The sequence below is a fragment of the Pseudomonas sp. DTU_2021_1001937_2_SI_NGA_ILE_001 genome (assembly GCF_032463525.1).
In the GTDB taxonomy this organism is placed as follows: domain Bacteria; phylum Pseudomonadota; class Gammaproteobacteria; order Pseudomonadales; family Pseudomonadaceae; genus Aquipseudomonas.
Genome location: NZ_CP135971.1, coordinates 3,125,301 through 3,152,260, shown reverse-complemented (window position 1 = coordinate 3,152,260; position 26,960 = coordinate 3,125,301). Strand labels below are relative to the sequence as shown.

Here is a 26,960-nt window from a genome sequence, read left to right as displayed (position 1 = left end):
GTTTTTACCAGATCGTTCTTTAAAAATTCGGATGTGAAACAAGATTTAGACTGTGGACCACTTTCACTGGTGGACCATAGGCTAAGGCAAAGAAAGTTTGTTTTTTCAAGCTTTCGGCGAATGTCGTCTTCACAGTATAACCAGATAGCTTGGGGTTATATGGTCAAGTGAAGAAGCGCATACGGTGGATGCCTTGGCAGTCAGAGGCGATGAAAGACGTGGTAGCCTGCGATAAGCTTCGGGGAGTCGGCAAACAGACTGTGATCCGGAGATCTCTGAATGGGGGAACCCACTCAGCATAAGCTGAGTATCCTGCACTGAATACATAGGTGCAGGAGGCGAACCAGGGGAACTGAAACATCTAAGTACCCTGAGGAATAGAAATCAACCGAGATTCCCTTAGTAGTGGCGAGCGAACGGGGACCAGCCCTTAAGTGGCTTTGAGATTAGCGGAACGCTCTGGAAAGTGCGGCCATAGTGGGTGATAGCCCCGTACGCGAAAATCTCTTGGCCATGAAATCGAGTAGGACGGGGCACGAGAAACCTTGTCTGAACATGGGGGGACCATCCTCCAAGGCTAAATACTACTGACTGACCGATAGTGAACCAGTACCGTGAGGGAAAGGCGAAAAGAACCGCGGAGAGCGGAGTGAAATAGAACCTGAAACCGTATGCGTACAAGCAGTGGGAGCCTACTTTGTTAGGTGACTGCGTACCTTTTGTATAATGGGTCAGCGACTTATATTCAGTGGCAAGCTTAACCGTATAGGGGAGGCGTAGCGAAAGCGAGTCTTAATAGGGCGATCAGTCGCTGGGTATAGACCCGAAACCGGGCGATCTATCCATGGGCAGGTTGAAGGTTAGGTAACACTGACTGGAGGACCGAACCGACTACCGTTGAAAAGTTAGCGGATGACCTGTGGATCGGAGTGAAAGGCTAATCAAGCTCGGAGATAGCTGGTTCTCCTCGAAAGCTATTTAGGTAGCGCCTCACGTATCACTCCAGGGGGTAGAGCACTGTTTCGGCTAGGGGGTCATCCCGACTTACCAAACCGATGCAAACTCCGAATACCTGGAAGTGCCGAGCGTGGGAGACACACGGCGGGTGCTAACGTCCGTCGTGAAAAGGGAAACAACCCAGACCGTCAGCTAAGGTCCCAAAGTCATGGTTAAGTGGGAAACGATGTGGGAAGGCTTAGACAGCTAGGAGGTTGGCTTAGAAGCAGCCACCCTTTAAAGAAAGCGTAATAGCTCACTAGTCGAGTCGGCCTGCGCGGAAGATGTAACGGGGCTCAAACCATGCACCGAAGCTACGGGTGTCATCTTTGATGACGCGGTAGAGGAGCGTTCTGTAAGCCTGTGAAGGTGAGTTGAGAAGCTTGCTGGAGGTATCAGAAGTGCGAATGCTGACATGAGTAACGACAATGGGAGTGAAAAACTCCCACGCCGAAAGACCAAGGTTTCCTGCGCAACGTTAATCGACGCAGGGTTAGTCGGTCCCTAAGGCGAGGCTGAAAAGCGTAGTCGATGGAAAACAGGTTAATATTCCTGTACTTCCGGTTATTGCGATGGAGGGACGGAGAAGGCTAGGCCAGCCTGGCGTTGGTTGTCCAGGTTTAAGGTGGTAGGCTGGGATCTTAGGCAAATCCGGGATCCCAAGGCCGAGAGCTGATGACGAGCGTTCTTAGAACGCGAAGTGGTTGATGCCATGCTTCCAGGAAAAGCTCCTAAGCTTCAGATAATCGGGAACCGTACCCCAAACCGACACAGGTGGTTAGGTAGAGAATACCAAGGCGCTTGAGAGAACTCGGGTGAAGGAACTAGGCAAAATGGCACCGTAACTTCGGGAGAAGGTGCGCCGGTGAGGGTGAAGGACTTGCTCCGTAAGCCCATGCCGGTCGAAGATACCAGGCCGCTGCGACTGTTTATTAAAAACACAGCACTCTGCAAACACGAAAGTGGACGTATAGGGTGTGACGCCTGCCCGGTGCCGGAAGGTTAATTGATGGGGTTAGCGCAAGCGAAGCTCTTGATCGAAGCCCCGGTAAACGGCGGCCGTAACTATAACGGTCCTAAGGTAGCGAAATTCCTTGTCGGGTAAGTTCCGACCTGCACGAATGGCGTAACGATGGCGGCGCTGTCTCCACCCGAGACTCAGTGAAATTGAAATCGCTGTGAAGATGCAGTGTATCCGCGGCTAGACGGAAAGACCCCGTGAACCTTTACTATAGCTTTGCACTGGACTTTGAACTTGCTTGTGTAGGATAGGTGGGAGGCTGTGAAGCGTGGACGCCAGTCTGCGTGGAGCCATCCTTGAAATACCACCCTGGCAACTTTGAGGTTCTAACTCAGGTCCGTTATCCGGATCGAGGACAGTGTATGGTGGGTAGTTTGACTGGGGCGGTCTCCTCCCAAAGAGTAACGGAGGAGTACGAAGGTGCGCTCAGACCGGTCGGAAATCGGTCGCAGAGTATAAAGGCAAAAGCGCGCTTGACTGCGAGACCCACACGTCGAGCAGGTACGAAAGTAGGTCTTAGTGATCCGGTGGTTCTGTATGGAAGGGCCATCGCTCAACGGATAAAAGGTACTCCGGGGATAACAGGCTGATACCGCCCAAGAGTTCATATCGACGGCGGTGTTTGGCACCTCGATGTCGGCTCATCACATCCTGGGGCTGAAGCCGGTCCCAAGGGTATGGCTGTTCGCCATTTAAAGTGGTACGCGAGCTGGGTTTAGAACGTCGTGAGACAGTTCGGTCCCTATCTGCCGTGGACGTTTGAGATTTGAGAGGGGCTGCTCCTAGTACGAGAGGACCGGAGTGGACGAACCTCTGGTGTTCCGGTTGTCACGCCAGTGGCACTGCCGGGTAGCTATGTTCGGAAGAGATAACCGCTGAAAGCATCTAAGCGGGAAACTCGCCTCAAGATGAGATCTCACTGGGATCTTGAATCCCCTAAAGGGCCGTCGAAGACTACGACGTTGATAGGTGGGGTGTGTAAGCGCTGTGAGGCGTTGAGCTAACCCATACTAATTGCCCGTGAGGCTTGACCATATAACACCCAAGCCATCTGCACCGCAGTGGCGGTGTGTGAAGACGCAACAGCCGAAAGCTGGAAAACAAACTGCCGCTTGTTTCACAACCGAATTTGCTGGAACGCCGCAAGGCGCGCCGGCCACCGAATTTCTTGACGACCATAGAGTGTTGGAACCACCTGATCCCATCCCGAACTCAGCAGTGAAACGACACATCGCCGATGGTAGTGTGGGGCTTCCCCATGTGAGAGTAGGTCATCGTCAAGATTAAACACCAAAACCCCTGATCGCATTGCGGTCAGGGGTTTTGCTTTTGCGCCGGGAAAAAGGCGGCCGGGTTTCTATGCATCGCTGGCCTGCGTGGCTATCATGCGTGCCTCTTTGCCAGGCGATAACTTCATGCTCACATTGCTAAAACTCCTTGCCGACGGCGAGTTTCACTCCGGTGAGGTTTTGGGTGAGGAGTTGGGGATCAGTCGAAGCGCTGTGTGGAAGCAGTTGCAGCAGATGGTTGCGGAGCTGGGTGTCGAAGTGCACAAGGTCCGGGGCCGCGGTTACCGGCTTGCCAACGCGCTCTCCCTTCATGATGTGGCTGTGATCCAGGCAGCCGGCACGCCTCCTGGATGGTCTGTAGTTGCCCTTGAGAGTGTCGACTCCACGAATGCCGAGGCGGCTAGGCTGATTGCTTCCGATATCGCCCTTCCGGCCCTGGTTGTTGCCGAACGGCAGACTGCCGGAAGGGGGCGTCGAGGGCGGCAGTGGATAAGTCCTTTCGCAGAGAACCTCTATTTCAGTGTGCTGCTGCGCATAGAGGGTGGTATGCGCCAGCTCGAAGGGCTGAGCCTGTTGGTTGGCCTGGCGGTCGTGGAAGTGCTTCGCGAGACCGGCGTAGCGGCCGCTGGCCTCAAGTGGCCTAACGACATTCTTGTTGGGCGACGCAAGCTGGCTGGTATCCTGCTGGAGCTGATGGGGGATCCTGCCGATGTCTGTCACGTCGTCATCGGCGTGGGCATCAATGTCAACATGCAGCAGGCTGCCGAGGTTGACCAGGCCTGGACTTCTGTACGCCTGGAGACGGGGCGCCTGTCTGATCGGAACGTGCTGGCCGGACGCTTGGCTGAGCGCCTGCAGATGCATTTGGCGCGTCACCAGCGGGATGGCTTCTCAGCTTTTCAGGATGAATGGGAGCGCAATCACCTCTGGCAGGGCCGGGAGGTCTCGCTATTGTCTGGTGTAGAACGCATAGAGGGGGTTGTGCTGGGCATCGACGCTCTGGGGGCCTTGCGGCTGGAGGTAAATGGTGTGGAAAAAAGTTTCAGCGGTGGTGAGCTCAGCCTGAGGTTGCGTGATGATTCTTGAACTCGATTGTGGCAATAGCTTCATCAAGTGGCGTGTCACGGAAAAGGATAATGACGCAATCCGTGCGGGAGGCGTGGTTGACTCCGATGACGCGCTCGTGGAGCGCCTCCAGTCGCTTGTCGGGCTTGAGCTGGCTCACTGCCGTCTGGTGAGCGTGCGTACTGTCGAGGAGACTGACAGGCTGGTAAATCTGCTGGCCCAGAGGTTTTCGCTTGCTCCTGTGCGTGCAGAGCCTGCCGAGGAGCTGGCTGGTGTGAAGAATGGCTACGAGGATTACCGGCGGCTGGGGCTGGATCGCTGGCTGGCACTGGTTGCGGGGTACCAGCTCTCTTCGCGGGCTTGCCTGGTGATCGATCTGGGCACAGCCGTGACCTCTGACTTCGTTGACCATCAAGGGCTGCATCTGGGGGGGTTCATCTGCCCAGGCATGCCCCTGATGCGCAATCAGCTGCGTACCCACACCCGGCGTATTCGTTACGACGACGAGGCGGCCATGCAAGCGCTGGAGAGCCTGGCGCCTGGTCACTCCACTGCTGAAGCGGTGGAGCGCGGTTGCTCGCTGATGCTGCGGGGTTTCGTGCTGTCTCAGCTTGAGATTGCCCGCCAGTACTGGGGGGATGATTTCGATGTATTCGTCACCGGTGGTGATGCTGTTTTGGTGGATGATGTCATTCCAGGGGCCAGAGTGATTCCAGACCTGGTCTTTGTCGGTCTCGCCCTGGCCTGCCCGTTACGCTGAGGTTTTCATGCGCTGGCTATTTCTTCTGCTGTTGATGCTGAACATCTTCTATTACCTGTGGCACCAGCAGGAGGCGCCGCTGCGTGCCAAGGAGGTCATTCCGCTGTCCATGGCCCGTTCGGGGCAGCAGGACATTCGCCTGCTCAGTGAGTCGGGTGTGGGTGGTGCCCGGGAACCCAAGCCGGAGTGTCAGTATCTCGGAGGCTTTACGAAGGCTGACGACATAAAGGCGCTGGAGCAGCGCCTGACAAGCCTGGATATCCGTGCGCAATATCACGTGCAGCAGTCTGCAGGGGGAAATGTCTATTGGGTACAGATCAATCCTGAAAGTCGGCGGTTGGTGGGGGAGGAGTTACTAGGGCAATTGACGCATGATTTCGCCCAGTTAAAAAATCGCGTTATTTCTTGCGAAGGGGTTGCAGACCTGGATTAGTTTGCATAGAATGGCGCCCGCTTCGCAGCGATGTGTAAACAAAGTTGAGAAGCAAAATGAGTCAACGCATGTAACCTCAAGATTTAATTGAGAAAATGGTTGACAAGAGGGTGGCAGAGATTGATAATGCCGCCACAGCTCAGGAGGGGTTCCCGAGCGGCCAAAGGGATCAGACTGTAAATCTGACGTCTACGACTTCGAAGGTTCGAATCCTTCCCCCTCCACCAGATTCAGCGCGAACTGCTTGATTGCGCGGGTATAGTTTAGTGGTAGAACCTCAGCCTTCCAAGCTGATGATGCGGGTTCGATTCCCGCTACCCGCTCCAGGTTTCTGGTTCATGCTAAAAGTTTCGCTCTTGTAGCTCAGTTGGTAGAGCACACCCTTGGTAAGGGTGAGGTCAGCGGTTCAAATCCGCTCAAGAGCTCCATTATCAGAGGCAGATATGCAAATATCTGCCTTTGTTTTAAGCGGTGAAGTGCGCCTTGTGCGTTTCGCTTGAGCCTTCTTTTGGGTGTGCCAGCAGCCATGTTGGTCGGTTCTCAAAAAGGGTGTTGAAAAAATCTAGTCGGGTCAGCATAATGGTCGACCTGATTTTGCTTTTAGGTCAGTAGCTCAATTGGCAGAGCGACGGTCTCCAAAACCGTAGGTTGGGGGTTCGATTCCCTCCTGACCTGCCAGATTCTCTCGATATCTGGCTTTCTTTTCACAGGATCTCCGTAGATGAATCCCAAGGCTGAAGCATCAGACTCTCGCTTTGACCTGCTGAAGTGGCTCCTGGTAGTCGTTCTGGTGGTCGTGGGTGTTGTCGGTAATCAGTATTACTCGGCCCAGCCGATCCTGTACCGCGTTCTTGCTCTCCTCGTGATCGGTGCTGCTGCAGCCTTCATTGCGCTCCAGACCGGCAAGGGCAAGGCTTTCTTTACTCTCGCAAAGGAAGCGCGTGCAGAGATCCGTAAAGTCGTATGGCCTACGCGCCAGGAGACTGGCCAGACTACGCTGATCGTCGTGGTTGTGGTTCTGGTTATGGCGCTGCTGTTGTGGGGGCTCGATTCCCTGCTCGGTTGGCTTGTTTCCTTGATAGTTGGCTAAGGGTGTCTCGTGGCTAAGCGTTGGTACGTCGTTCATGCTTACTCGGGTTACGAGAAGCATGTCATGCGCTCGCTGATCGAGCGCGTAAAGCTGGCAGGCATGGAAGATGGCTTCGGCGAAATTCTGGTCCCCACTGAAGAAGTGGTAGAGATGCGCAACGGCCAGAAGCGCAAGAGCGAGCGTAAGTTCTTCCCTGGCTATGTGCTTGTCCAGATGGAAATGAACGAGGGGACCTGGCACTTGGTCAAGGATACCCCGCGCGTCATGGGTTTCATTGGTGGTACTGCCGACAAGCCGGCACCCATCACTGACAAGGAGGCTGAGGCCATCCTGCGTCGCGTTGCCGATGGCAGCGACAAGCCCAAGCCGAAGACCTTGTTCGAGCCGGGCGAAGTGGTCCGCGTTACCGACGGTCCGTTCGCCGACTTCAACGGTTCGGTCGAAGAGGTTAACTACGAAAAGAGCCGCATTCAGGTTGCCGTGCTCATTTTCGGTCGCTCTACCCCGGTAGAGCTGGAGTTCAGTCAGGTCGAGAAGGTCTGATCGAACTGGAATCCCCCACCCCGCAGCCGAAGGCTGTGGGGTTTTTTCGTCACTGGGATATATGCGTAACAACCGGGGAGCCTTCATTGGCGTTCGAACCCGTAACTGGAGTGCCTCATGGCCAAGAAAATCTCTGCGTACATCAAGCTGCAAGTGAAAGCCGGTCAGGCTAACCCTAGCCCACCCGTTGGTCCTGCTCTGGGTCAGCACGGTGTAAACATCATGGAATTCTGCAAAGCGTTCAACGCCCGTACTCAGGGTCTTGAGCCAGGTCTGCCGACTCCAGTGATCATCACCGTCTACAGCGACCGTAGCTTCACCTTCGAAACCAAGAGCACCCCTGCTTCGGTTCTGCTGAAAAAAGCAGCAGGCCTGACCAGCGGTTCGGCTCGTCCTAACACCGTTAAGGTTGGCACCGTTACCCGTGCACAGCTGGAAGAGATCGCCAAGACCAAGAGCGCTGATCTGACTGCTGCTGACCTCGATGCGGCCGTGCGTACCATCGCCGGTTCCGCTCGCAGCATGGGCCTTAACGTGGAGGGTGTGTAATGGCTAAGTTGACCAAGCGTCAAAAGGCAATCGCCAGCAAGCTCGAAGCTGGCAAGGTCTACAACTTCGTTGACGCCGCTTCCCTGCTGGCCGAACTGTCGACCGTCAAGTTCAACGAGTCTTTCGACGTTGCCGTTAACCTGGGCGTCGATCCTCGTAAATCCGACCAGGTCGTACGTAGCGCTACCGTTCTGCCTCACGGCACCGGTAAGACCGTTCGCGTAGCCGTGTTCACCCAGGGCCCGGCTGCTGAAGCTGCTCTGGCTGCCGGTGCCGACCGCGTAGGTATGGACGATCTGGCTGCAGAAATGAAAGCCGGCGACCTGAACTACGACGTAGTCATCGCTTCCCCTGACGCCATGCGTGTTGTGGGTCAGCTGGGTCAGGTTCTGGGTCCTCGCGGCCTGATGCCTAACCCGAAAGTAGGTACCGTAACTCCAGACGTGGCTGGCGCCGTCAAGAACGCCAAGGCCGGTCAGGTTCGCTACCGTACCGACAAGAACGGCATCATCCACACCTCCGTTGGCAAGGTCGGCTTCGACGCCGTCAAGCTGAAGGAAAACGTTGAAGCCCTGATCGCTGATCTGAAGCGTATCAAGCCAGCTTCTTCGAAAGGTATCTACGTCAAGCGCGTAACCCTGAGCACCACCATGGGCCCAGGTCTGGTCATCGATCAGAGCTCGCTGGACGCGTAACACGCGATGGCGCGGTACGCCGCGCCATCCACATGATTGGGGTCCCTGCCTGGCGGGGGCTGTCCAAGACCGTAGGCGACGCAAGTCTTAAACCACAAGCCTACGCAGATGGTGCTCCCGGTTCCTTACCGAATCAGACACCAAAACGACATCCGGCTTCGGCTGGATGAAACGGTAACAAGCAGGAGTTAAACCCGTGGCAATTAAACTCGAAGACAAGAAGGCCATCGTCGCTGAAGTCAACGAGGCTGCCAAAGCTGCTCTGTCCGCTGTCGTGGCTGATGCCCGTGGTGTGACAGTAGGCGCTATGACCGGACTCCGTAAAGAGGCTCGTGAAGCTGGCGTTTACGTACGTGTCGTACGTAACACCCTGCTCAAGCGCGCTGTTGCTGACACTGAATACAGTGTCCTCAACGATGCGTTCACCGGCCCGACCTTGATCGCGTTCTCCAACGAGCACCCGGGCGCTGCTGCCCGTCTGTTCAAGGAATTCGCCAAAGGTCAGGACAAGTTCGAGATCAAGGCAGCTGCGTTCGAGGGCAAGTTCCTCGCAGCTAATCAGATCGACGTACTGGCAAGCCTGCCGACCCGCGACGAAGCCATTGCACAGCTGATGAGCGTTATTCAAGGCGCTACCAGCAAGCTGGCTCGTACTCTGGCGGCCATTCGCGACCAGAAGGAAGCGGCTGCAGCCTGAGGCTGAAAGCTCTTCTCACGCGTTTTTGTTTATTTCGATGGTCGCGTAGGCCGTCCCCCAATTCAGGAAATTTGAGTCATGTCCATCTCTCAAGAAGATATCCTTAACGCCGTTGCCGAGATGTCCGTTCTGCAAGTCGTAGAACTGATCAAGGCCTTCGAAGAGAAGTTCGGTGTTACCGCTGCTGCCGCCGTTGCTGCTGGTCCAGCTGCTGGCGCTGCTGCTGCTGTTGAAGAGCAGACCGAGTTCAACGTTGTTCTGGCTGAAGCCGGCGACAAGAAAGTGAACGTGATCAAGGCCGTTCGTGAACTGACCGGTCTGGGCCTGAAAGAAGCCAAGGCTGCCGTTGACGGCGCTCCAGCTACCGTTCTGGAAGGCGTTGACAAAGCCACCGCCGACAAGGCCAAGGCTGCTCTGGAAGAAGCAGGCGCTAAAGTCGAGCTGAAATAAGCATCGACCTTGAGCGTCCAGCCCAAGCGTTGAGCAGAAGGCTGATGGCTGGTGGCTTTTGCCACCGGCCTTTTTCCGTTATAGACGTGTGGCAAGGCCGCCCTCTATAACGTGCAGGTACCACCGACACGGTGGCGCAAACCAAGAAGGTTTGCAGATTTTCTGGCTGCTTCCGTCGGGAGGAGCCAAACAGGCAGGTGACCAAGCTGGGGAACGCTGATGGCTTACTCATACACTGAGAAAAAACGTATCCGCAAGGACTTTAGCAAGTTGCCGGACGTAATGGATGTGCCGTATCTCCTGGCCATCCAGCTGGATTCGTATCGTGAATTCCTGCAGGCGGGAGCGACCAAAGATCAGTTCCGCGACGTCGGTCTGCATGCAGCCTTCAAATCCGTTTTCCCGATCATCAGCTACTCCGGCAATGCTGCCCTGGAGTACGTAGGTTATCGCTTGGGCGAACCGGCATTTGATGTCAAGGAGTGCGTGCTGCGTGGCGTGACTTACGCCGTACCGCTGCGGGTCAAGGTTCGTCTGATCATTTTCGACAAAGAATCGTCGAACAAAGCGATCAAGGACATCAAAGAGCAAGAAGTCTACATGGGTGAAATTCCCCTGATGACTGAAAACGGTACCTTCGTCATCAACGGTACCGAGCGTGTAATCGTGTCCCAGCTGCACCGTTCGCCTGGTGTGTTCTTCGACCACGACCGTGGCAAGACTCACAGCTCCGGCAAGCTGCTGTACTCCGCTCGCATCATTCCATACCGCGGTTCCTGGCTGGACTTCGAGTTCGACCCGAAGGACTGCGTATTCGTGCGTATCGACCGTCGCCGCAAATTGCCGGCGTCCGTACTGCTGCGCGCGCTCGGCTACACCACCGAACAGGTGCTGGATGCCTTCTACACCACCAACGTATTCCATGTGCGCGAGCAAGGCCTGAGCCTGGAGCTGGTGCCTCAGCGTCTGCGTGGTGAAGTCGCCGTCCTGGACATCAAGGACGAGAGCGGCAAGGTTATTGTCGAGCAGGGTCGCCGTATCACTGCCCGTCACATCAACCAGCTGGAAAAAGCCGGTATCAAAGAGCTGGAAGTGCCCCTGGAATACGTTCTGGGTCGCACCACCGCCAAGGTCATCGTGCATCCGGCTACCGGCGAGATCATCGCCGAGTGCAACACCGAGCTGACCACCGACCTGCTGGCCAAGATCGCCAAGGCCCAGGTGGTTCGCATCGAGACCCTGTACACCAACGACATCGACTGCGGTCCGTTCATCTCCGACACGCTGAAGATCGACTCCACCAGCAACCAACTGGAAGCTCTGGTCGAGATCTACCGCATGATGCGTCCTGGCGAGCCGCCAACCAAGGATGCCGCCGAGACCCTGTTCAACAACCTCTTCTTCAGTGCCGAGCGCTACGACCTGTCTGCCGTCGGCCGCATGAAGTTCAACCGTCGTATCGGTCGCACCGAAATCGAAGGTTCGGGTGTGCTGTGCAAGGAAGACATCGTCGAGGTTCTCAAGACCCTGGTCGACATCCGTAACGGCAAAGGTATCGTCGATGACATCGACCACCTGGGTAACCGTCGCGTGCGTTGCGTTGGCGAGATGGCCGAGAACCAGTTCCGTGTTGGCCTGGTGCGCGTCGAGCGTGCGGTCAAGGAACGTCTGTCGATGGCCGAAAGCGAAGGCCTGATGCCTCAGGACCTGATCAACGCCAAGCCGGTCGCGGCGGCGGTGAAGGAGTTCTTCGGTTCCAGCCAGCTGTCGCAGTTCATGGACCAGAACAACCCGCTGTCCGAGATCACCCACAAGCGCCGTGTCTCCGCTCTCGGCCCAGGTGGTCTGACTCGTGAACGCGCCGGCTTCGAAGTCCGTGACGTACACCCGACCCACTACGGCCGTGTGTGCCCGATCGAGACCCCTGAAGGTCCGAACATCGGTCTGATCAACTCCCTGGCGGCTTATGCCCGCACCAACCAGTACGGCTTCCTGGAAAGCCCGTACCGCGTGGTGAAAGATGGCCTGGTCACCGACGAGATCGTGTTCCTGTCGGCGATCGAAGAAGCCGACCACGTCATCGCCCAGGCTTCGGCCACGATGAACGAGAAGCAGGAGCTGATCGACGAGCTGGTTGCCGTTCGTCACCTGAACGAATTCACCGTCAAGGCACCTGCCGACGTCACCCTGATGGACGTCTCGCCCAAGCAGGTTGTCTCGGTTGCAGCCTCGCTGATTCCGTTCCTCGAGCACGACGACGCCAACCGTGCGTTGATGGGTTCGAACATGCAGCGTCAAGCCGTTCCAACCCTGCGTGCCGACAAGCCGCTGGTGGGTACCGGTATGGAGCGTAACGTGGCCCGCGACTCCGGCGTTTGCGTCGTGGCGCGTCGTGGCGGCGTGATCGATTCCGTGGATGCCAGCCGTATCGTGGTCCGCGTGGCCGACGACGAAGTCGAGACCGGCGAAGCCGGTGTGGATATCTACAACCTGACCAAGTACACCCGTTCGAACCAGAACACCTGCATCAACCAGCGTCCGCTGGTGAACCGCGGTGATGTGGTTCAGCGTGGCGACATCATGGCCGACGGCCCGTCCACCGACATGGGTGAACTGGCTCTGGGTCAGAACATGCGCATCGCGTTCATGGCGTGGAACGGCTTCAACTTCGAAGACTCCATCTGCCTGTCCGAGCGTGTGGTTCAGGAAGACCGCTTCACCACCATCCACATTCAGGAACTGACCTGTGTGGCGCGTGACACCAAGCTTGGCCCAGAAGAAATCACCGCGGACATCCCGAACGTGGGTGAGGCTGCGCTGAACAAGCTGGACGAAGCCGGTATCGTCTACGTCGGTGCCGAAGTGGCCGCTGGCGACATCCTGGTCGGCAAGGTCACGCCAAAAGGCGAAACCCAGCTGACTCCGGAAGAGAAACTGCTGCGCGCGATCTTCGGTGAGAAGGCCAGCGACGTCAAAGACACCTCGCTGCGCGTACCAACCGGTACCAAGGGCACAGTCATCGACGTCCAGGTGTTCACCCGTGACGGCGTAGAGCGTGACTCCCGCGCGCTGTCCATCGAGAAGGCGCAGCTGGACGAGATCCGCAAGGACCTCAACGAAGAGTTCCGCATTGTCGAAGGCGCGACCTTCGAGCGTCTGCGTTCCGCCCTGGTGGGTCGTACCGTGGAAGGTGGTGCCGGCCTGAAGAAAGGCCAGGAAATCACCGACGAGATCCTCAACGGTCTGGAGCATGGTCAGTGGTTCAAACTGCGCATGACCGAAGACGCGCTGAACGAACAGCTGGAAAAAGCCCAGGCCTACATCGTCGACCGTCGTCGTCTGCTGGACGACAAGTTCGAAGACAAGAAGCGCAAGCTGCAGCAAGGCGATGACCTGGCTCCAGGCGTACTGAAGATCGTCAAGGTCTACCTGGCTATCCGCCGTCGCATCCAGCCGGGCGACAAGATGGCCGGTCGTCACGGTAACAAGGGTGTGGTCTCGGTGATCATGCCGGTCGAAGACATGCCGCACGACGCCAACGGTACTCCGGTGGACATCGTACTGAACCCGTTGGGCGTACCTTCGCGTATGAACGTCGGTCAGATCCTCGAAACCCACCTGGGCCTCGCGGCCAAGGGCCTGGGCGAGAAGATCAACCGCATGCTCGAAGAGCAGCGCAAGGTCATCGAGCTGCGCAAGTTCCTGGCCGAGATCTACAACGAGATCGGTGGTCGCCAGGAAAACCTCGACAGCTTCTCCGATCAGGAGATCCTGGATCTGGCGAAGAACCTGCGCAACGGCGTTCCTATGGCCACCCCGGTATTCGACGGTGCCAAAGAGCGTGAGATCAAGGCGATGCTGCGTCTGGCAGACATGCCTGACAGCGGTCAGATGCAGCTGTTCGATGGCCGTACCGGCAACAAGTTCGAGCGCGCTGTCACCGTTGGCTACATGTACATGCTGAAACTGAACCACCTGGTGGACGACAAGATGCACGCGCGTTCCACGGGTTCCTACAGCCTGGTTACCCAGCAGCCGCTGGGTGGTAAGGCGCAGTTCGGTGGTCAGCGTTTCGGGGAGATGGAAGTCTGGGCGCTGGAAGCATACGGCGCGGCTTACACTCTGCAGGAAATGCTCACAGTGAAGTCGGACGACGTGAACGGCCGTACCAAGATGTACAAGAACATCGTGGATGGCGATCACCGTATGGAGCCGGGCATGCCCGAGTCCTTCAACGTGTTGATCAAAGAGATCCGTTCTCTCGGTATCGATATCGATCTGGAAACCGAATAACACGTGACGTGAATGGGAGCAGGGCGGTACTGCCTGCTCCTTGCTCCGCCAGGAGGAAAGGCCTTGAAAGACCTACTGAATCTGTTGAAAAACCAGGGTCAAGTCGAAGAGTTCGACGCTATCCGCATCGGACTGGCGTCGCCTGAGATGATCCGTTCGTGGTCGTTCGGTGAAGTTAAGAAGCCGGAGACCATCAACTACCGTACGTTCAAGCCTGAGCGTGACGGCCTGTTCTGCGCCAAGATCTTTGGCCCGGTCAAGGATTACGAGTGCCTGTGCGGCAAGTACAAGCGCCTCAAGCATCGCGGCGTGATCTGCGAGAAGTGCGGCGTTGAAGTTGCCCTGGCCAAGGTCCGTCGTGAGCGCATGGCGCACATCGAACTGGCCTCTCCAGTTGCCCACATCTGGTTCCTGAAGTCGCTGCCGTCCCGTATCGGCCTGCTGATGGACATGACCCTGCGTGACATCGAGCGCGTGCTCTACTTCGAGAGCTACGTAGTGATCGACCCGGGCATGACCACCCTGGAAAAAGGCCAACTGCTGAACGACGAGCAGTACTTCGAAGCCCTCGAAGAGTTCGGTGACGACTTCGACGCCCGCATGGGTGCCGAGGCTGTCCGCGAGCTGCTGCACGCCATTGACCTGGAGCACGAGATCGGTCGCCTGCGCGAAGAGATTCCGCAGACCAACTCGGAAACCAAGATCAAGAAGCTGTCCAAGCGTCTGAAGCTGATGGAAGCCTTCCAGGGCTCCGGCAACCTGCCTGAGTGGATGGTGTTGACCGTTCTGCCGGTTCTGCCGCCAGATCTGCGTCCACTGGTTCCTCTGGACGGCGGCCGCTTCGCGACTTCCGATCTCAACGATCTGTATCGTCGCGTCATCAACCGTAACAACCGTCTGAAGCGTCTGCTGGACCTGTCGGCTCCTGACATCATCGTGCGCAACGAAAAGCGCATGCTGCAGGAAGCGGTCGACGCCCTGCTCGACAACGGTCGTCGCGGTCGTGCCATCACCGGTTCCAACAAGCGTCCTCTGAAATCCCTGGCTGACATGATCAAGGGTAAGCAGGGTCGTTTCCGTCAGAACCTGCTCGGTAAGCGTGTTGACTACTCCGGCCGTTCGGTTATTACCGTAGGTCCGACCCTGCGCCTGCATCAGTGCGGTCTGCCCAAGAAGATGGCTCTGGAGCTGTTCAAGCCGTTCATCTTCGGCAAGCTGGAAATGCGCGGCCTGGCCACCACCATCAAGGCGGCCAAGAAAATGGTCGAGCGCGAACTGCCAGAGGTCTGGGACGTTCTCGCCGAAGTGATCCGCGAACACCCCGTGCTGCTCAACCGTGCACCTACTCTGCACCGTCTGGGTATCCAGGCGTTCGAGCCCGTGCTGATCGAAGGTAAGGCCATCCAGCTGCACCCATTGGTGTGTGCGGCCTATAACGCCGACTTCGACGGTGACCAGATGGCGGTGCACGTACCGCTGACCCTGGAAGCCCAGCTCGAAGCCCGTGCGCTGATGATGTCGACCAACAACATCCTGTCGCCAGCGAGCGGTGATCCGATCATCGTTCCTTCCCAGGACGTGGTACTGGGTCTGTACTACATGACCCGCGAGGCCATCAACGCCAAGGGCGAAGGTCGCGTGTTCGCCGACCTGCAGGAAGTCGACCGCGTATTCCGCGCCGGCGAGGCTGCCCTGCACGCCAAGATCAAGGTCCGTATCAACGAGACCGTGAACGATCGTGACGGCAACAGCGTGAAGAACACTCGTATCGTCGACACCACCGTCGGCCGTGCGCTGCTGTTCCAGGTTGTACCGGCCGGCCTGTCGTTCGACGTGGTCAACCAGCCGATGAAGAAGAAGGCGATCTCCAAGCTGATCAACCAGTGCTATCGCGTGGTGGGTCTGAAGGACACCGTTATCTTCGCTGACCAGCTGATGTACACCGGTTTCGCCTACTCGACGATTTCCGGCGTGTCCATCGGCGTGAACGACTTCGTCATTCCGGATGAGAAAGCGCGCATCATCGATGCCGCCACCACCGAAGTGAAGGAAATCGAAAGCCAGTACGCCTCCGGCCTGGTAACTCAGGGCGAGAAGTACAACAAGGTCATCGATCTGTGGTCGAAGGCCAACGACGAAGTGTCCAAGGCGATGATGTCCAACCTCTCGAAAGAGAAGGTGATCGATCGCACCGGCGCCGAGGTCGAGCAGGAATCGTTCAACTCGATGTACATGATGGCCGACTCCGGTGCGCGGGGTTCCGCAGCCCAGATCCGTCAGCTGGCCGGTATGCGTGGTCTGATGGCCAAGCCGGACGGCTCCATCATCGAGACGCCGATCACTGCGAACTTCCGTGAAGGTCTGAGCGTACTCCAGTACTTCATCTCGACTCACGGTGCTCGTAAAGGTCTGGCGGATACCGCACTGAAGACCGCGAACTCCGGTTACCTGACCCGTCGTCTGGTCGACGTGGCGCAGGACCTGGTCGTGACCGAAGTCGACTGTGGTACCGAGCAGGGCCTGGTCATGACGCCGCACATTGAAGGCGGCGACGTGGTCGAGCCGCTGGGTGAGCGCGTACTGGGTCGTGTGATCGCTCGCGACGTGTTCAAGCCTGGCACCGAGGACGTCATCGTTCCGGCCGGCACCCTGGTCGACGAGAAGTGGGTCGAGTTCATCGAGCTGAACAGTATCGACGAAGTGGTCGTGCGCTCGCCGATCAGCTGCGAAACCCGTTTCGGCATCTGCGCCAAGTGCTACGGTCGTGACCTGGCGCGCGGCCACCTGGTGAACATCGGTGAAGCGGTCGGCGTTATCGCTGCCCAGTCCATCGGTGAGCCGGGTACCCAGCTGACCATGCGTACCTTCCACATCGGTGGTGCGGCCAGCCGGACCTCGGCGGCCGACAGCGTACAAGTGAAGAACGGCGGTACCGTGCGTCTGCATAACCTGAAGCACGTAGAGCGTGTGGATGGTCACCTGGTAGCGGTTTCCCGTTCCGGTGAGCTGGCCATCGCCGACGAGTTCGGTCGTGAGCGCGAGCGCTACAAGCTGCCTTACGGTGCGGTGATCTCGGTGAAGGAAGGCGACAAGGTCGACGCTGGCTCCATCGTGGCCAAGTGGGACCCGCACACCCACCCGATCGTTACCGAAATGAAAGGTACCGTGACCTACGTGGGCATGGAAGAAGGCATTACCATCAAGCGTCAGACCGACGAACTGACCGGTATGACCATCATCGAAGTCCTGGACGTGAAAGACCGTCCGGCGGCTGGCAAGGACATCCGTCCTGCCGTGAAGATGGTTGGCCTCGACGGCAAGGACCTGATGCTGCCGGGTACCGACGTACCTGCCCAGTACTTCCTGCCGGCCAACGCTCTGGTCAACGTGGCTGACGGTGCACAGATCGCGATCGGTGACGTTATCGCGCGTATTCCGCAAGAAACGTCGAAGACCCGTGACATCACCGGTGGTCTGCCTCGCGTTGCCGACCTGTTCGAAGCGCGTCGTCCGAAAGAAGCGTCGATCCTGGCGGAAGTCAGCGGCACCATCGCGTTCGGCAAGGAAACCAAAGGCAAGCGTCGCCTGGTCATCACCCCGGTCGATGGCAGCGAGCCATACGAAGAGCTGATTCCGAAATGGCGTCACCTCAACGTGTTCGAGGGTGAACAGGTCAACCGCGGCGAAGTGATCTCCGACGGTCCTAGCGATCCGCACGACATCCTGCGGCTGCTGGGCGTCAGCGCGCTGGCCAAGTACATCGTCAACGAGATCCAGGACGTTTACCGTCTGCAGGGCGTGAAGATCAACGACAAGCACATCGAGACCATCCTGCGTCAGATGCTGCGTAAAGTCGAAGTGAGCGAAGCCGGCGACTCGAGCTTCATCAAAGGTGACCAGGTCGAGCTGACCCAGGTACTGGGTGAGAACGAGCGTCTGGCGGCCGATGACAAGTTCATTGCCAAGTTCACTCGCGTGCTGCTGGGTATCACCAAGGCCTCGCTGTCGACCGAGTCGTTCATTTCCGCGGCCTCCTTCCAGGAGACCACCCGCGTTCTGACCGAAGCGGCCGTCACCGGCAAGCGCGATTACCTGCGCGGCCTGAAGGAGAACGTTGTCGTGGGTCGCCTGATCCCGGCAGGTACCGGTCTGGCCTATCACAGCGAGCGTAAGCGTCGCCGTGACATCGACAAGCCACTGCGCGTCAGCGCAAGCGAAGTCGAGGCCGCTCTGACCGAGGCGTTGAACTCCAGCGGTAACTAAGGGCTGGCCCCGCTCTTGCTCGATGATCGATGCCGTCAGGCGTCGGTCGTCTAGCGAAGAGGGCGGGTGCCTGCCTTGACTGGGGGCGGGATCCTCTTTAGACTCTTGTACCCCTAAATTTGGCAGGGCCTAACGCCCTGTCATTTGCTTTCTTGCAGGCAATAGCGTCTGCAAGTCAACAGTGGAGCTAGTAGATGGCAACTATCAACCAGCTGGTACGTCAGCCGCGCAAGCGTATCGTCGAGAAATCCGACGTTCCTGCGCTGCAGAACTGCCCGCAACGTCGTGGCGTGTGCACTCGCGTGTACACCACTACGCCGAAAAAACCTAACTCGGCACTGCGTAAAGTATGCCGTGTGCGTCTGACCAACGGTTTCGAGGTTTCCTCGTACATCGGTGGTGAAGGCCACAACCTGCAAGAGCACAGCGTGGTTCTGATCCGTGGCGGTCGTGTAAAAGACTTGCCAGGTGTTCGTTACCACACCGTTCGCGGTTCTCTGGATACTTCCGGCGTCAAGGGTCGTAACCAGGGCCGTTCGAAATACGGTACCAAGAAGCCTAAGAAGGCCTGATTGGCTTTCGCTTCTGACTGAATTTGCTTTTTTCTATTTTTTTGAGTCGATAAGAGTAAGGTCGGGCAAATTCCTCCGGAATGCTTGTCCCGGGCTAACCTGAAGACCGTTTGAGGGCTTATCCATGCCAAGAAGACGCGTAGCAGCAAAACGCGAGATCCTTGACGATCCGAAATACGGAAGCCAAATCCTGGCGAAGTTCATGAACCACGTGATGGAAAGCGGCAAGAAAGCCGTTGCCGAGCGTATCGTTTATGGCGCGCTGGACAAGGTTAAAGAACGCAAGAACAGCGACCCCCTGGAAATCTTCGAGAAAGCTCTCGACGCCATCGCTCCGCTGGTCGAAGTGAAGTCGCGCCGTGTTGGTGGTGCGACCTACCAGGTTCCTGTCGAAGTTCGTCCGTCCCGCCGTAACGCGCTGGCAATGCGCTGGCTGGTAGACTTCGCCCGCAAGCGCGGCGAGAAGTCCATGGCGCTGCGCCTGGCTGGCGAGCTGCTGGATGCTGCCGAAGGCAAAGGTGCTGCTGTGAAGAAGCGTGAAGACGTTCACCGTATGGCCGAAGCCAACAAGGCTTTCTCGCACTACCGCTTCTAATTTCGGCTTCAATCTTTTTGCGAGGGCTTTATGGCTCGTACTACTGCAATCAACCGCTACCGTAACATTGGTATCTGTGCTCACGTTGACGCGGGCAAGACCACCACTACCGAGCGGATCCTGTACTACACAGGCCTGAGCCACAAGATCGGCGAAGTTCACGACGGCGCCGCGACCACCGACTGGATGGTGCAAGAGCAGGAGCGGGGTATCACCATTACCTCCGCTGCCATCACCACCTTCTGGAAAGGTTCTCGTGGTCAGTACGACAACTACCGCGTAAACGTCATCGATACCCCCGGCCACGTTGACTTCACCATTGAAGTTGAGCGTTCGCTGCGCGTACTCGACGGCGCGGTCGTTGTGTTCTGCGGCACCTCCGGTGTCGAGCCTCAGTCTGAAACCGTATGGCGTCAGGCGAACAAGTACAACGTTCCACGTATCGTCTACGTGAACAAGATGGACCGTGCTGGCGCTGACTTCATGCGCGTTGTCGGTCAGATCAAGAACCGTCTGGGTCACACCCCGGTTCCGATCCAGATCGCCATCGGTTCGGAAGAAAACTTCGCTGGTCAGGTCGACCTGATCAAGATGAAGGCCATCTACTGGAACGAAGACGACAAAGGCACCACCTATCGCGAGGAAGAAATTCCTGCCGAGCTGGTTGCTGCTGCCGAAGAGTGGCGCTCCAACATGGTTGAAGCGGCTGCCGAGTCCAGCGAAGAGCTGATGAACAAGTACCTTGAAGAAGGTGAACTGACTGCGGAAGAGATCAAGGCTGGTCTGCGTGCGCGCACCCTGGCTGGTGAAATCGTTCCTGCGGTTTGCGGTTCTTCCTTCAAGAACAAGGGCGTTCCTCTGGTTCTCGACGCGGTCATCGACTTCTTGCCTGCTCCAACCGAGATCGCTGCGATTCAGGGTGTCCATCCGGACAGCACTGATGACAACGAGATCCACGACGAGCGTCATGCAGATGACAACGAGCCGTTCTCGGCTCTGGCGTTCAAGATCGCTACCGACCCATTCGTGGGTACTCTGACTTTCGTGCGCGTCTACTCGGGCTTCCTGAGCTCCGGTGACTCCGTGATCAACTCGGTCAAGGGCAAGAAAGAGCGCGTTGGTCGTATGGTGCAGATGCACGCGAACCAACGTGAAGAGATCAAGGAAGTACGCGCTGGTGACATCGCGGCCCTGATCGGTATGAAGGATGTGACCACTGGTGACACCCTGTGCGACATCGAGAAGCCAATCATCCTCGAGCGTATGGACTTCCCAGAGCCTGTGATTTCGGTTGCTGTAGAGCCGAAGACCAAGGCTGACCAGGAGAAGATGGGTATCGCTCTGGGCAAACTGGCCCAGGAAGACCCTTCGTTCCGCGTCAAGACCGACGAAGAGACCGGTCAGACCATCATCTCCGGTATGGGTGAGCTGCACCTGGACATTCTCGTTGACCGCATGAAGCGCGAGTTCAACGTAGAAGCCAACATCGGTAAGCCGCAGGTTTCCTACCGTGAAACCATCACCAAGGACGCTGTCGAGATCGAAGGCAAGTTCGTTCGTCAGTCCGGTGGTCGCGGTCAGTTCGGTCACTGCTGGATTCGCTTCTCGACTCCGGACGTGGACGACAAGGGCAACATCACCGAAGGTCTGGTCTTCACCAACGAAGTCGTTGGCGGTGTGGTTCCGAAGGAATACATCCCTGCGATCCAGAAGGGTATCGAAGAGCAGATGAAGAACGGCGTCGTTGCCGGCTATCCGCTGATCGGCCTGAAGGCTACCGTGTTCGATGGTTCCTACCACGACGTCGACTCCAACGAGATGGCGTTCAAGATCGCTGCTTCCATGGCGACCAAGCAACTGGCCCAGAAGGGCGGTGGTAAGGTGCTTGAGCCGATCATGAAGGTCGAGGTGGTGACCCCTGAGGACTACATGGGTGACGTGATGGGTGACCTGAACCGTCGTCGTGGTCTGATCCAGGGTATGGAAGACTCGGTCTCCGGCAAGGTTATCCGTGCTGAAGTGCCGCTCGGAGAAATGTTCGGTTATGCGACCGACGTTCGTTCCATGTCTCAGGGTCGCGCGAGCTACTCCATGGAATTCTCCAAATACGCTGAAGCTCCGTCGAACATCGTCGAAGCGCTCGTCAAAAAACAAGGTTGATTCAACCCCCTTTAGGCTAGGAGTTCACTGTCGTGGCTAAAGAAAAATTTGAACGTAACAAACCGCACGTCAACGTTGGCACCATCGGTCACGTTGACCACGGTAAAACCACTCTGACCGCTGCTCTGACTCGCGTTTGCTCCGAAGTTTTCGGTTCGGCTCGCGTTGACTTCGACAAGATCGACAGCGCCCCAGAAGAAAAAGCTCGTGGTATCACCATCAACACTGCTCACGTAGAGTACGACTCCAACATTCGTCACTACGCGCACGTTGACTGCCCAGGCCACGCCGACTACGTCAAGAACATGATCACCGGTGCTGCCCAGATGGACGGCGCTATCCTGGTCTGCTCGGCTGCCGATGGTCCGATGCCACAAACTCGTGAGCACATCCTGCTGTCCCGTCAGGTTGGCGTTCCGTACATCGTTGTCTTCCTGAACAAGGCTGACATGGTTGACGACGCTGAGCTGCTGGAACTGGTCGAGATGGAAGTTCGCGACCTGCTGAGCACCTACGACTTCCCAGGTGACGACACTCCGATCATCATCGGTTCGGCTCTGATGGCTCTGAACGGCGAAGACACCAACGAAATGGGTACTTCGGCTGTCAAGAAGCTGGTTGAGACTCTGGACACCTACATCCCAGAGCCTGAGCGTGCTATCGACAAGACCTTCCTGATGCCAATCGAAGACGTGTTCTCGATCTCCGGCCGCGGTACCGTTGTTACCGGTCGTGTTGAGCGTGGCATCATCAAGATCCAGGAAGAAGTCGAGATCGTTGGTCTGCGTGACACCACCAAGACCACCTGCACCGGCGTTGAAATGTTCCGCAAGCTGCTGGACGAAGGTCGTGCTGGCGAGAACTGCGGCGTTCTGCTGCGTGGCACCAAGCGTGACGACGTTGAGCGTGGTCAGGTTCTGGCCAAGCCAGGCACCATCAAGCCTCACACCAAGTTCGTGGCTGAAGTCTACGTTCTGAGCAAGGAAGAGGGTGGTCGTCACACTCCTTTCTTCAAAGGCTACCGTCCTCAGTTCTACTTCCGTACTACTGACGTGACTGGTTCCTGCGAACTGCCAGAAGGCGTTGAAATGGTAATGCCAGGTGACAACATCCAGATGGAAGTCACCCTGATCAAGCCAATCGCGATGGAAGACGGTCTGCGTTTCGCCATCCGTGAAGGCGGCCGTACCGTTGGTGCTGGCGTTGTAGCCAAAATCATCGCCTAATCCGCGATCGATTTGAAAAGCCCCCGCCCTGCGGGGGCTTTTTTATTGGGTTGACACTACCTTGGGGCATCTATAGAATTGCGCCTCCTTTTAACGGGCGTATTGCGCTCGGTGGGATAGCAATCGGAGTCTGGAATCCAATGCAAAATCAGCAAATCCGTATCAGGTTGAAGGCTTTTGACCATCGCCTGATCGACCAATCAACCCAGGAAATCGTGGAAACCGCGAAACGTACTGGGGCACAGGTGCGTGGTCCTATTCCACTGCCTACCCGCAAAGAGCGGTTCACCGTTCTGGTTTCCCCGCACGTCAACAAAGACGCGCGTGACCAGTACGAGATCCGTACTCATAAGCGTGTTTTGGACATCGTCCAGCCAACGGATAAAACCGTTGACGCGCTGATGAAGCTCGACCTTGCGGCCGGCGTGGAAGTACAGATCAGCCTCGGCTAAGACTCGGGTCTTGGTCGTGTAACGCTCTGAAATGGGCGGCCATAGCGGGTGAAAGCCCCGTACACTCATGAGGTTTACAACATGACTATTGGTGTAGTCGGTCGTAAGTGCGGCATGACCCGCATTTTCACCGAAGAAGGTGTCTCCATTCCGGTCACGGTCATCGAGATCGAGCCGAATCGCGTCACTCAGTTCAAAACCGAAGAAACCGATGGCTATCGTGCAGTGCAAGTCACTGTCGGTGAGCGTCGTGCTTCGCGCGTGACCGCTGCTCAAGCGGGTCACTTCGCCAAGGCGAACGTTGCTGCAGGTCGTACCGTCCTGGAATTCCGTCTTGAAGAAGGCGAATACAAGGCTGGCGATCTGATCAATGCCGAAATCTTCGCTGCTGGTCAACTGGTCGATGTGACCGGTCAGTCCAAAGGTAAGGGTTTCGCGGGTACTATCAAGCGCTGGAACTTCCGCGGCCAAGATAACACCCACGGCAACTCCGTCTCCCACCGCGTCCCAGGCTCTATCGGCCAGTGCCAGACTCCTGGTCGTGTATTCAAGGGCAAGAAAATGTCCGGTCATATGGGCGCTGAGCGCGTGACCGTGCAATCCCTTGAAGTAGTGCGCGTGGACGCTGAACGCAATCTGTTGTTGGTCAAGGGCGCTGTTCCTGGCGCTACTGGCGGCAACCTGGTTGTACGTCCAGCAGCCAAGGCTCGCGGTTAAGGGGAAGCTGACATGCAATTAAACGTAAATGACGCTCAAGCCATCGAAGTTTCCGAACTGACATTTGGCGGCGAATTCAACGAGACCCTGGTGCACCAGGCAGTCGTGGCCTACATGGCTGGCGGCCGTCAGGGCAGCAAGCAGCAGAAGAGCCGTTCCGACGTTGCTGGTGGCGGTAAGCGCCCATGGCGTCAGAAAGGTACTGGCCGCGCTCGTGCCGGTACTATCCGTAGCCCACTGTGGCGCGGCGGTGGTACCACCTTCGCTGCTCGTCCTCAGGATCACTCCCAGAAGCTCAACAAGAAGATGTACCGCGCTGCACTGCGCTCCATCCTCGCTGAGCTGGTTCGTACCGACCGTCTGGTCGTGGTTCAGGACTTCGCTGTCGAAGCGCCGAAAACCAAAGACCTGCTGGGTAAACTGAATGGTCTGGGCCTGACCGACGTGCTGATCGTTTCCGACGCCGTTGACCAGAATCTGTACCTGGCTGCTCGCAACCTGCCGCACGTCGACGTACGTGACGTCCAGGGTTCCGATCCGGTCAGTCTGATCGCCTACGACAAGGTTCTTATCACCGTGTCGGCCGTGAAGAAATTCGAGGAGCTGCTGGGATGAACCAGGAACGCGTATTTAAAGTTCTGCTTGGCCCGCACGTATCCGAGAAGGCCACAGTTCTGGCTGACAAGAAAGGTCAGTTCGTTTTCAAAGTTGCCACCGACGCAACCAAGCTGGAAATCAAGAAGGCCGTTGAGGCTCTGTTCAGCGTGAAAGTAGAACGCGTCACTACCCTGAACGTTCTGGGTAAGACTAAGCGTACTGCTCGCGGTCTGGGCAAGCGCAATGACTGGAAGAAGGCAGTTATCTCCCTTCAGCCAGGCCAAGATCTCGATTTCAGCAGCAGTGCTGAGTAAGGAAGGGGTGCATCATGGCAATCGTTAAATGCAAACCGACTTCCCCTGGCCGCCGTTTTGTGGTCAAGGTGGTCAACCAGGGGCTGCACAAAGGCGCTCCTCACGCACCGCTGCTCGAGAAGAAATCGAAGTCTGGTGGTCGTAACAACAATGGCCGCATCACTACTCGTCACGTTGGTGGTGGTCATAAGCAGCATTACCGTCTGGTCGACTTCCGTCGCAACGACAAGGATGGCATCGCTGCCATCGTCGAGCGTATCGAATACGACCCGAACCGTACTGCTCACATCGCCCTGCTGCGTTATGCAGATGGCGAGCGTCGCTACATCATCGCCCCTAAAGGCGTGAGCGCTGGCGACCAGCTGATCTCCGGTGCTCTGGCCCCTATCAAGGCCGGTAACACCCTGCAGCTGCGCAACATCCCTGTTGGTAGCACCGTACACGCTATCGAACTGAAGCCTGGCAAAGGTGCCCAGATCGCTCGCTCCGCTGGCGCTTCCGCCCAGCTGGTCGCTCGTGAAGGCGTCTACGTGACTCTGCGTCTGCGCTCCGGCGAAATGCGCAAAGTCCTGGCCGAGTGCCGCGCGACCCTGGGTGAAGTCTCGAACTCCGAGCACAGCCTGCGTTCGCTGGGTAAAGCTGGTGCCAAGCGCTGGCGTGGCGTTCGCCCAACCGTTCGTGGTGTTGCCATGAACCCGGTTGACCACCCACACGGTGGTGGTGAAGGTCGTACCTCCGGTGGTCGTCATCCGGTATCGCCATGGGGCTTCCCAACCAAGGGTGCCAAAACCCGTGGTAATAAGCGTACCGACAAAATGATCGTCCGTCGTCGCAAGTAAATAGAGGGATACGACAGTGCCACGTTCTCTGAAAAAAGGTCCTTTTATTGATCTTCACCTACTGAAGAAGATCGAAGTGGCGGCGGAAAAGAACGATCGCAAACCAGTTAAGACCTGGTCTCGTCGTTCGATGATCCTGCCACAAATGGTCGGTCTGACCATCGCTGTACACAACGGCCGTCAACACGTACCGGTTCTGGTAAGTGAAGACATGGTCGGCCATAAACTGGGCGAGTTTGCCGGTACCCGTACTTATCGCGGGCACGTGGCAGACAAGAAAGCCAAGCGTTAAGGGGTAAGGAACGATGGAAGTAGCCGCTAAGTTGTCGGGCGCTCGAATCTCCGCCCAGAAAGCCCGCTTGGTCGCCGACCAGATCCGCGGGAAGAAGGTGGGCGAAGCGCTCAACCTGCTGGCTTTCAGCAGTAAGAAAGCCGCCGAGATCCTGAAAAAAGTGCTGGAGTCGGCCGTAGCCAACGCCGAGCATAACGAAGGCGCAGACGTTGATGACCTGAAGGTCTCCACCGTTTTCGTCAACGAAGGGCGTTCGCTGAAGCGCATCATGCCACGTGCCAAAGGCCGTGCTGATCGCATCGTCAAGCGGTCTTGCCATATCACTGTCAAGGTTGCTGACAAGTAACGGAGTCGAAGAGATGGGTCAGAAAGTACATCCCATTGGCATTCGCCTGGGAATCGTCAAGGAGCACACCTCCGTCTGGTACGCAGACGGCAGCACTTACGCAGACTACCTGCTGGCAGATCTGCAAGTGCGTGAGTACCTCCAGGACAAACTAAAAAGCGCGTCCGTTAGCCGTATCGATATCCATCGTCCGGCTCAGACAGCACGCATCACCATCCACACCGCTCGTCCCGGCATCGTGATCGGCAAGAAAGGTGAAGATGTTGAAAAACTGCGTCAGGACCTGACCAAGCAAATGGGTGTGCCTGTGCACATCAATATCGAAGAGATCCGCAAGCCGGAGCTCGACGGTATGCTGGTTGCCCAGAGCGTAGCTCAGCAGCTGGAGCGTCGTGTCATGTTCCGTCGCGCCATGAAGCGCGCCGTACAGAACGCCATCCGCATCGGTGCCAAAGGCATCAAGATTCAGGTGAGCGGTCGTCTCGGCGGTGCTGAAATCGCACGTACTGAATGGTATCGCGAAGGTCGTGTGCCTCTGCACACCCTGCGTGCCGACATTGACTATGCCACTTACGAAGCGCACACCACCTACGGTGTGATCGGTGTCAAGGTTTGGATCTTCAAAGGCGAAGTGATTGGTGGTCGCCAGGAAGAGCTGAAGCCTCAAGCGCCAGCGCCTCGTAAAAAAGCTGCCAAGTAAGGGGTA

The 26,960-nt window shown here is 57.2% G+C and carries 23 protein-coding genes, 4 tRNA genes and 2 rRNA genes; all 29 read left to right on the top strand.

Annotation, left to right across the window (positions count from 1 at the left end; genetic code table 11):
* Positions 1-161: 161 nt before the first annotated feature.
* The 29 genes from RRX38_RS13490 (at position 162) to rpsC (ending at position 26,954) form a co-directional block, all read left to right on the top strand.
* Positions 162-3,052: ribosomal RNA gene (locus tag RRX38_RS13490) — 23S ribosomal RNA — on the top strand.
* Positions 3,053-3,184: 132 nt separating this feature from the next.
* A 5S ribosomal RNA gene (rrf, locus tag RRX38_RS13485) occupies positions 3,185-3,300 on the top strand.
* 132 nt (positions 3,301-3,432) lie between these two features.
* Complete coding sequence (gene birA / locus RRX38_RS13480) at positions 3,433-4,392, top strand: bifunctional biotin--[acetyl-CoA-carboxylase] ligase/biotin operon repressor BirA (RefSeq protein WP_315959556.1); 960 nt, start codon at positions 3,433-3,435, stop codon at positions 4,390-4,392.
* Positions 4,382-5,131 (top strand): pantothenate kinase, encoded by a 750-nt coding sequence (locus tag RRX38_RS13475; RefSeq protein ID WP_295470564.1) that lies wholly within the window; start codon positions 4,382-4,384, stop codon positions 5,129-5,131. The genes birA and RRX38_RS13475 overlap by 11 nt, the downstream gene beginning before the upstream one ends.
* A gap of 7 nt (positions 5,132-5,138) precedes the next feature.
* Positions 5,139-5,564: a hypothetical protein gene (locus RRX38_RS13470; protein ID WP_315959555.1), complete on the top strand. Its 426-nt coding sequence runs from the start codon at positions 5,139-5,141 to the stop codon at positions 5,562-5,564.
* 142 nt (positions 5,565-5,706) lie between these two features.
* Positions 5,707-5,791: transfer RNA gene (locus RRX38_RS13465), tRNA-Tyr, on the top strand.
* Positions 5,792-5,816: 25 nt separating this feature from the next.
* Positions 5,817-5,890: transfer RNA gene (locus tag RRX38_RS13460), tRNA-Gly, on the top strand.
* Between the two features lie 26 nt (positions 5,891-5,916).
* Positions 5,917-5,992, top strand: a tRNA-Thr gene (locus RRX38_RS13455).
* A 174-nt stretch (positions 5,993-6,166) separates the two neighbouring features.
* Positions 6,167-6,242: transfer RNA gene (locus tag RRX38_RS13450), tRNA-Trp, on the top strand.
* Between the two features lie 43 nt (positions 6,243-6,285).
* Complete coding sequence (gene secE, locus RRX38_RS13445) at positions 6,286-6,654, top strand: preprotein translocase subunit SecE (protein ID WP_295470567.1); 369 nt, start codon at positions 6,286-6,288, stop codon at positions 6,652-6,654.
* 9 nt (positions 6,655-6,663) lie between these two features.
* On the top strand, positions 6,664-7,197 hold the full coding sequence (gene nusG, locus RRX38_RS13440; RefSeq protein ID WP_295470569.1) for a transcription termination/antitermination protein NusG: 534 nt from the start codon (positions 6,664-6,666) through the stop codon (positions 7,195-7,197).
* Positions 7,198-7,314: 117 nt separating this feature from the next.
* Positions 7,315-7,746 (top strand): 50S ribosomal protein L11, encoded by a 432-nt coding sequence (gene rplK, locus RRX38_RS13435; protein WP_295470570.1) that lies wholly within the window; start codon positions 7,315-7,317, stop codon positions 7,744-7,746.
* A complete protein-coding gene (gene rplA / locus RRX38_RS13430) occupies positions 7,746-8,441 on the top strand; it encodes a 50S ribosomal protein L1 (protein WP_295470572.1) in 696 nt (231 codons plus the stop codon). Before rplK ends, rplA begins: the two co-directional genes overlap by 1 nt.
* Before the next feature lie 196 nt (positions 8,442-8,637).
* Positions 8,638-9,138 (top strand): 50S ribosomal protein L10, encoded by a 501-nt coding sequence (gene rplJ / locus RRX38_RS13425; protein ID WP_295470573.1) that lies wholly within the window; start codon positions 8,638-8,640, stop codon positions 9,136-9,138.
* 78 nt (positions 9,139-9,216) lie between these two features.
* On the top strand, positions 9,217-9,588 hold the full coding sequence (rplL, locus tag RRX38_RS13420) for a 50S ribosomal protein L7/L12 (RefSeq protein ID WP_295470575.1): 372 nt from the start codon (positions 9,217-9,219) through the stop codon (positions 9,586-9,588).
* Positions 9,589-9,807: 219 nt separating this feature from the next.
* Positions 9,808-13,881 carry a DNA-directed RNA polymerase subunit beta gene (rpoB, locus tag RRX38_RS13415; RefSeq protein ID WP_295470577.1) on the top strand — a complete coding sequence of 1,358 codons (4,074 nt, stop codon included), beginning with the start codon at positions 9,808-9,810 and terminating at the stop codon, positions 13,879-13,881.
* 63 nt (positions 13,882-13,944) lie between these two features.
* A complete protein-coding gene (gene rpoC, locus RRX38_RS13410) occupies positions 13,945-18,144 on the top strand; it encodes a DNA-directed RNA polymerase subunit beta' (protein WP_295470579.1) in 4,200 nt (1,399 codons plus the stop codon).
* Between the two features lie 194 nt (positions 18,145-18,338).
* Entirely contained in the window at positions 18,339-18,716 is a 378-nt protein-coding gene (rpsL, locus tag RRX38_RS13405; protein WP_045484153.1) for a 30S ribosomal protein S12, read from the top strand.
* A gap of 124 nt (positions 18,717-18,840) precedes the next feature.
* The gene (gene rpsG, locus RRX38_RS13400; protein WP_003186074.1) at positions 18,841-19,311 is read left to right on the top strand and encodes a 30S ribosomal protein S7; all 471 of its coding nucleotides are present in this window, start codon (positions 18,841-18,843) and stop codon (positions 19,309-19,311) included.
* Positions 19,312-19,341: 30 nt separating this feature from the next.
* Positions 19,342-21,471 (top strand): elongation factor G, encoded by a 2,130-nt coding sequence (gene fusA / locus RRX38_RS13395; RefSeq protein ID WP_295470583.1) that lies wholly within the window; start codon positions 19,342-19,344, stop codon positions 21,469-21,471.
* Positions 21,472-21,503: 32 nt separating this feature from the next.
* On the top strand, positions 21,504-22,697 hold the full coding sequence (tuf, locus tag RRX38_RS13390; protein WP_295470585.1) for an elongation factor Tu: 1,194 nt from the start codon (positions 21,504-21,506) through the stop codon (positions 22,695-22,697).
* Between the two features lie 140 nt (positions 22,698-22,837).
* Positions 22,838-23,149: a 30S ribosomal protein S10 gene (rpsJ, locus tag RRX38_RS13385; protein ID WP_003186070.1), complete on the top strand. Its 312-nt coding sequence runs from the start codon at positions 22,838-22,840 to the stop codon at positions 23,147-23,149.
* Between the two features lie 81 nt (positions 23,150-23,230).
* The gene (gene rplC / locus RRX38_RS13380; RefSeq protein ID WP_045484141.1) at positions 23,231-23,866 is read left to right on the top strand and encodes a 50S ribosomal protein L3; all 636 of its coding nucleotides are present in this window, start codon (positions 23,231-23,233) and stop codon (positions 23,864-23,866) included.
* A gap of 12 nt (positions 23,867-23,878) precedes the next feature.
* Positions 23,879-24,481 (top strand): 50S ribosomal protein L4, encoded by a 603-nt coding sequence (gene rplD / locus RRX38_RS13375; protein ID WP_295470596.1) that lies wholly within the window; start codon positions 23,879-23,881, stop codon positions 24,479-24,481.
* Positions 24,478-24,777: a 50S ribosomal protein L23 gene (gene rplW, locus RRX38_RS13370; RefSeq protein WP_056836280.1), complete on the top strand. Its 300-nt coding sequence runs from the start codon at positions 24,478-24,480 to the stop codon at positions 24,775-24,777. The genes rplD and rplW overlap by 4 nt, the downstream gene beginning before the upstream one ends.
* Positions 24,778-24,791: 14 nt before the next feature.
* Entirely contained in the window at positions 24,792-25,616 is an 825-nt protein-coding gene (gene rplB, locus RRX38_RS13365; protein WP_295470598.1) for a 50S ribosomal protein L2, read from the top strand.
* 16 nt (positions 25,617-25,632) lie between these two features.
* Positions 25,633-25,908, top strand: a complete 276-nt coding sequence (gene rpsS / locus RRX38_RS13360) for a 30S ribosomal protein S19 (RefSeq protein WP_004883670.1) — start codon at positions 25,633-25,635, stop codon at positions 25,906-25,908.
* 13 nt (positions 25,909-25,921) lie between these two features.
* Complete coding sequence (gene rplV / locus RRX38_RS13355; RefSeq protein ID WP_002555485.1) at positions 25,922-26,254, top strand: 50S ribosomal protein L22; 333 nt, start codon at positions 25,922-25,924, stop codon at positions 26,252-26,254.
* A gap of 13 nt (positions 26,255-26,267) precedes the next feature.
* Positions 26,268-26,954 (top strand): 30S ribosomal protein S3, encoded by a 687-nt coding sequence (gene rpsC, locus RRX38_RS13350; protein WP_315959553.1) that lies wholly within the window; start codon positions 26,268-26,270, stop codon positions 26,952-26,954.
* The last annotated feature ends 6 nt before the right edge of the window (positions 26,955-26,960 follow it).

What these genes read in the sequence shown, in the direction of transcription:
- secE (WP_295470567.1), top strand. Translation starts at nt 6,286, where the DNA reads ATGAATCCCAAGGCTGAAGCATCAGACTCTCGCTTTGACCTGCTGAAG.
- rpoB (WP_295470577.1), top strand. Translation starts at nt 9,808, where the DNA reads ATGGCTTACTCATACACTGAGAAAAAACGTATCCGCAAGGACTTTAGC.
- RRX38_RS13470 (WP_315959555.1), top strand. Translation starts at nt 5,139, where the DNA reads ATGCGCTGGCTATTTCTTCTGCTGTTGATGCTGAACATCTTCTATTAC.
- rpsJ (WP_003186070.1), top strand. Translation starts at nt 22,838, where the DNA reads ATGCAAAATCAGCAAATCCGTATCAGGTTGAAGGCTTTTGACCATCGC.
- rplL (WP_295470575.1), top strand. Translation starts at nt 9,217, where the DNA reads ATGTCCATCTCTCAAGAAGATATCCTTAACGCCGTTGCCGAGATGTCC.
- rpsL (WP_045484153.1), top strand. Translation starts at nt 18,339, where the DNA reads ATGGCAACTATCAACCAGCTGGTACGTCAGCCGCGCAAGCGTATCGTC.
- fusA (WP_295470583.1), top strand. Translation starts at nt 19,342, where the DNA reads ATGGCTCGTACTACTGCAATCAACCGCTACCGTAACATTGGTATCTGT.
- rplK (WP_295470570.1), top strand. Translation starts at nt 7,315, where the DNA reads ATGGCCAAGAAAATCTCTGCGTACATCAAGCTGCAAGTGAAAGCCGGT.
- rplB (WP_295470598.1), top strand. Translation starts at nt 24,792, where the DNA reads ATGGCAATCGTTAAATGCAAACCGACTTCCCCTGGCCGCCGTTTTGTG.
- rplW (WP_056836280.1), top strand. Translation starts at nt 24,478, where the DNA reads ATGAACCAGGAACGCGTATTTAAAGTTCTGCTTGGCCCGCACGTATCC.
- rplD (WP_295470596.1), top strand. Translation starts at nt 23,879, where the DNA reads ATGCAATTAAACGTAAATGACGCTCAAGCCATCGAAGTTTCCGAACTG.
- rplV (WP_002555485.1), top strand. Translation starts at nt 25,922, where the DNA reads ATGGAAGTAGCCGCTAAGTTGTCGGGCGCTCGAATCTCCGCCCAGAAA.
- rplA (WP_295470572.1), top strand. Translation starts at nt 7,746, where the DNA reads ATGGCTAAGTTGACCAAGCGTCAAAAGGCAATCGCCAGCAAGCTCGAA.
- RRX38_RS13475 (WP_295470564.1), top strand. Translation starts at nt 4,382, where the DNA reads ATGATTCTTGAACTCGATTGTGGCAATAGCTTCATCAAGTGGCGTGTC.
- rpsC (WP_315959553.1), top strand. Translation starts at nt 26,268, where the DNA reads ATGGGTCAGAAAGTACATCCCATTGGCATTCGCCTGGGAATCGTCAAG.
- rpsG (WP_003186074.1), top strand. Translation starts at nt 18,841, where the DNA reads ATGCCAAGAAGACGCGTAGCAGCAAAACGCGAGATCCTTGACGATCCG.
- birA (WP_315959556.1), top strand. Translation starts at nt 3,433, where the DNA reads ATGCTCACATTGCTAAAACTCCTTGCCGACGGCGAGTTTCACTCCGGT.
- rplC (WP_045484141.1), top strand. Translation starts at nt 23,231, where the DNA reads ATGACTATTGGTGTAGTCGGTCGTAAGTGCGGCATGACCCGCATTTTC.